The sequence below is a fragment of the Mycobacterium sp. TH-M11 genome, from assembly GCF_057473725.1.
In genome coordinates this window covers 1-2,321 of record NZ_JBYCLD010000337.1, presented here as the reverse complement: position 1 = coordinate 2,321, position 2,321 = coordinate 1, and the positions used below count along the sequence as shown (strand labels likewise).

Here is a 2,321-nt window from a genome sequence, read left to right as displayed (position 1 = left end):
GCCCGACACCAAAGAACAGGAATAGCAGCCGTACCGACATTGGCCCGTAGCGGGTGAGCACTCGGACGAGTCGGCGCTGAATCCGCCTGGCTCGCATGGTTCGTTTCATCGAAATCAAAAGTCGTACGCAGGGTCGTTGTCGAGAATTTTCGCGAACATCGCGGTGAGCCCTCGGAGGTCGGATTCGGATCGCGCACTGTGGCATGCGTTGTGCAGCTCGGTCAGGTCGGTGTTCAGCCAGTTGAGCCCGGCGCTGCGTTCGGAGAGGAGGAGGTCGAAGAACTCGCGGGTGGTGCGGCCATTGCCCTCGCGGAAGGGATGGGCGAAGTTCGTGTAGTCGTTCAAGTAGGCGACGGTGTATGCGAGATCTGCCTCGGGGACATCCTTGAGTTGGTTGAGCCGGTGAATGTCAGCGGCGACATGGGTCATCGGCTGGTCGATGCTGCCTGGTGGGCAGAAAGACTCGCCGCCCTTTTCGATGCCGACGGTCCGCAGTTCTCCGGCCCAGACGTATACGTCCTGGAATAGCTGACGGTGGAGCGCTTGCAGGTAGGCGAGATCGTATGTGCGGTGACCCAGAAGGCCGGGGGCTTCGCGGAGTTCGATGACACGCGCCTCGACGAGGTCGTTCTCCGCGTCCCGCAGCGCTTCAGGTGTCTGGGCACCGACCCGGTTTCTCAGGATGCTGGTGCCAGGGATGAAATAGCCCCGCCAGTTCTGCTCGGGATCGCCGGTGTCCCAGGGGTGCTGCACTCCCGAGCTCGGCTACTGGAGGTTGTATCGGCGCCGGACGCGGTCGCGTAGTTCAGCGGCGGTGATGGAGCCGCGCGCGTAGGCGACCTGGTCGGCGCGCGTGGCGTTGGTGCTGCGGGAACCCTCGAGCTCGGTGCTGCGGCGGATTGCGCGGACGGCTTTGACCCGGCGCTTGGCCTTCTGTAGCTTGGTCACCTGGACACCACCTTCATTCAGTCCCCCTAGGATAGACGACGTAACTGACGAGAGGCACGGCCTCGAAAACCGTGGCGTTACTCCGCTTGTTGACGATCCAGCAACGCGATACTCGATACAGTGAAAGCCCGTGACTAGGGCTGCTCAGACCCGCGGTCGCAAACGTGTTCTTCCTTGAGTGCTGCATCCGCTCGGTCGAGCTGGCGGCGAATATCAATCAGGTGGTGACTTAGCTCGTGAAGGGTGTGAGTTGCCATCCACCGAAGTGAACGCTCGCCCGGGTTGGGGTCCGGGTAGGCGTACGGGTAGATGACGGTGCGATCCCAGTCGGCGGGCGAGAGCCTGCCGAAAGCATTGGATAGCAACAGCGTTGCATCGCTGAGTTGGCGCGCGACATCGCTGGGGGACTGGTGGTTGTATCCGTCGTGCTCGACCCTTTCGTCGCGCCCCATCGGGTCTGCGACTGGCCGGCCTTGGCGGCGCGCGGCCAGCACTCGTTCACGTTGTACCAAGAGCAGATCGCGGACGTGGCATGCGTATTCCAGCGGTGACCACACGTCCAGCGACGGCCGGGCCCGCAGAATTGTGCCGCTGGTGGACTCGAGCAGATCGACATACGCAGCGGCGAGAGGGCCCGCCGAGGTTGCGAAGTCTTGGCCTTCCATCTGTCCGTAATCGAACTGGCACGCCGCGCATTCCGTCACGTTGCCACCGTAATCGCCGCAACGCGGGTAGGCGCTGTCGCTCTGGGCCTTTGTGGCATCAGACAATCTGAACGTTGATGAGCTCGGTCTTGGCGATGGCACGGTCGCGCTCAGTGGCCAACGCGGTGCGGCGAGGGTCATGCATGTAGGCGTTGAACGCCTCGGCGGACGGAAACTCGAACAGCTGGATCTCTAGGGGCCGTCCGTCGGCGCCGTCGCTTCGGGACCGCTGTACGACGCGGCCACCGTGCTCGGGGACCAGGTCCAAGACCCTGTCTTCGTATGCGATCAGCGCCTCATCCGCCCCCGGATGAGCCCACAGCAGCGCATAGAAAGTGAGGCTCATACGACCAAGCCCACCACACGGCACGCGGTGAGGCGTCACGCACGCGAACGCGAAAATATCCCTGGCCGTATCCCGCCCGCTCAACACTTCACGCTGATTACATTTCAAAAGTTGCGGTAAGGGCGGGCGGTGGCGTCAACCGGTTGACAGGAGGTGGGTTCGAACGCTTGGGCGAATCTGCTGGTGCGGGTACGCAACGCGCTGATACCAGCTCTGACCAGTGCCCCCGGCACGACTCGAACGTGCGACCTAGGGATTAGAAGGCCCTTGCTCTATCCACCTGAGCTACGGAGGCAATGTGCAGGTCAGTCTAGCCAACGGGC

General features: G+C 62.9%; 4 protein-coding genes, 1 tRNA gene and 1 pseudogene. All 6 read right to left on the bottom strand.

The annotated features are described in order from the left end of the window. Positions 1-196: pseudogene (locus AC2VOG_RS13570) on the bottom strand (hypothetical protein); the annotation flags it as partial. Next, positions 115-753 carry a Fic/DOC family protein gene (locus AC2VOG_RS13565; protein ID WP_486940408.1) on the bottom strand — a complete coding sequence of 213 codons (639 nt, stop codon included), beginning with the start codon at positions 751-753 and terminating at the stop codon, positions 115-117. The pseudogene AC2VOG_RS13570 and the gene AC2VOG_RS13565, both read right to left, overlap by 82 nt. Before the next feature lie 12 nt (positions 754-765). Continuing rightward, entirely contained in the window at positions 766-948 is a 183-nt protein-coding gene (locus AC2VOG_RS13560; RefSeq protein WP_343709658.1) for an antitoxin VbhA family protein, read from the bottom strand. A gap of 134 nt (positions 949-1,082) precedes the next feature. Continuing rightward, a complete protein-coding gene (locus tag AC2VOG_RS13555) occupies positions 1,083-1,613 on the bottom strand; it encodes a DinB family protein (protein WP_486940409.1) in 531 nt (176 codons plus the stop codon). Positions 1,614-1,710: 97 nt separating this feature from the next. Then, complete coding sequence (locus tag AC2VOG_RS13550; protein WP_428901972.1) at positions 1,711-1,998, bottom strand: DUF1330 domain-containing protein; 288 nt, start codon at positions 1,996-1,998, stop codon at positions 1,711-1,713. A gap of 221 nt (positions 1,999-2,219) precedes the next feature. Then, a tRNA-Arg gene (locus tag AC2VOG_RS13545) sits at positions 2,220-2,293 on the bottom strand. Between the last annotated feature and the right edge of the window lie 28 nt (positions 2,294-2,321).